The organism is Pseudomonas cyclaminis (assembly GCF_015163715.1).
Lineage (GTDB): Bacteria > Pseudomonadota > Gammaproteobacteria > Pseudomonadales > Pseudomonadaceae > Aquipseudomonas > Aquipseudomonas cyclaminis.
The window spans coordinates 1-1764 of sequence record NZ_JADDUM010000105.1 but is presented as its reverse complement, the minus strand read 5'-3'; the positions used below and the strand labels follow the sequence as shown (position 1 = coordinate 1764).

General features: G+C 65.3%; 2 protein-coding genes. Both read left to right on the top strand.

Annotated features, from left to right (window positions below; genetic code table 11):
* Nucleotides 1–351 (top strand): GspE/PulE family protein (locus IQK56_RS14675; RefSeq protein ID WP_425274651.1); only part of this gene is annotated, 351 nt, incomplete at its 5' end.
* The gene (gspF, locus tag IQK56_RS14670; RefSeq protein ID WP_150675259.1) at nt 351–1562 is read left to right on the top strand and encodes a type II secretion system inner membrane protein GspF; all 1212 of its coding nucleotides are present in this window, start codon (nt 351–353) and stop codon (nt 1560–1562) included. The genes IQK56_RS14675 and gspF, both read left to right, overlap by 1 nt.
* Nucleotides 1563–1764 lie beyond the last annotated feature (202 nt).

The following is a 1764-nucleotide window of genomic DNA, read 5'->3' as shown; positions in this document are numbered from 1 at the left end:
GTCGAGCCGTTCCTGTTGGCATCGTCATTGCTGGGGGTGTTGGCCCAGCGGTTGGTGCGGCGCCTGTGCCCCCATTGCAAGCAGGAGGACCCGGCCGCGCCGGGCACCTGGCGTCCGGTGGGGTGCTCACACTGCAACCAGGTCGGTTACAGCGGACGCACCGGTATCCATGAGTTGTTTTGCGTAGACGACGATGTGCGCAGCCTGATCCACCAGGGCGCCGGCGAGCAGGATTTGCGCCTCGCCGCGCGCCGGGCCGGGATGTTCAGCATGCGTGAGGACGGTGAGCGCTGGGTACGCAGCGGCGCCACCGCCCCCGAAGAAATCCTGCGCGTGACACGGGACGCCTGATGAATCGCTATCGCTATGAAGCCGCTGATGCCAGCGGCAACGTCGAGGCCGGACACCTGGAGGCCGACAGCCAGAGCGGGGCGTTTGCCGTGCTGCGCAGCCGTGGCCTGACCGCGCTGCTGGTGCAGGTCGAAGGCCATCAGCAAACCACCGCCGGCAGCAGCCTGTTCGCCGCCAAGCTGTCGGACAACGACCTGGCCTGGGCCACGCGGCAACTGGCGAGCCTGCTCGGTGCCAGCCTGCCGTTGGAGGCGGCGCTGAGTGCCACGGTGGAGCAGGCCGAAAAAAAGCACATCGCCCAGACGTTGGCGGCCGTGCGTGGCGATGTGCGCGGCGGCATGCGCCTGGCGGATGCGCTGGCGGCGCGGCCACGGGATTTCCCGTCGATCTACCGCGCATTGATTGCGGCGGGGGAGGAGTCCGGTGACTTGGCTCAGGTGATGGAGCGCCTGGCCGACTACATCGAGGAACGCAACAACCTGCGCGGCAAGATCCTTACTGCATTTATCTACCCCGGTGTGGTGGGGCTGGTGTCCATCGGCATTGTGATTTTTTTGCTGAGTTATGTGGTGCCCCAGGTGGTCAGCGCGTTTTCCCAGGCGCGCCAGGACCTGCCGGGCCTGACCCTGGCGATGCTCAACGCCAGCGACTTTATCCGCGCCTGGGGCTGGCTGTGTTTTGCCGGGATCGTCGGCGGTTTCTGGAGCTGGCGCCTGTACCTGCGCAATCCGGTGGCGCGCTTGAACTGGCACAGCCGCGTGCTGCGCCTGCCGCTGATCGGGCGCTTTGTGCTGGGCCTGAACACGGCGCGGTTTGCCTCGACCCTGGCAATCCTCGGCGGTGCCGGCGTGCCGTTGTTGCGGGCGCTGGAGGCGGCGCGGCAGACCTTGTCCAACGAGCGCCTGAGCCAGTGTGTCAACGACGCCACCGCCAAGGTACGCGAAGGCGTCAACCTGGCACCGGCGCTGGCGGTGGAGAAAGTCTTTCCGCCGGTGCTGATCCACCTGATCGCCAGCGGCGAGAAAACCGGCTCCTTGCCGCCGATGCTGGAACGTGCGGCGCAGACCCTGTCGCGGGATATCGAACGGCGTGCCATGGGCATGACCGCGTTGCTCGAACCGCTGATGATCGTGGTGATGGGCGCGGTGGTGCTGGTGATTGTGATGGCGGTGCTGTTGCCGATCATCGAGATCAACCAACTCGTTACCTGACGACACGCTGTTAAAAATGTGGGAGGGGGCTTTGGTGAATACATAACCTTAGCAAACGAGGCTCTTGTGGTGAGCTGGCTTCTGTGGTGAGCGGACTCCTGTGGTGAGCGGGCTTGCCCCGCGCTGGGCTGCGGAGCGGCCCTAATCCAAGCACCGCGTTTTTTAGTCATAACTCATTGGCAGGTTTTGGGCCGCTTCGCAG

Coding starts and splice junctions, on each gene's coding strand:
- gspF (WP_150675259.1), top strand. CDS start 351: ATGAATCGCTATCGCTATGAAGCCGCTGATGCCAGCGGCAACGTCGAG.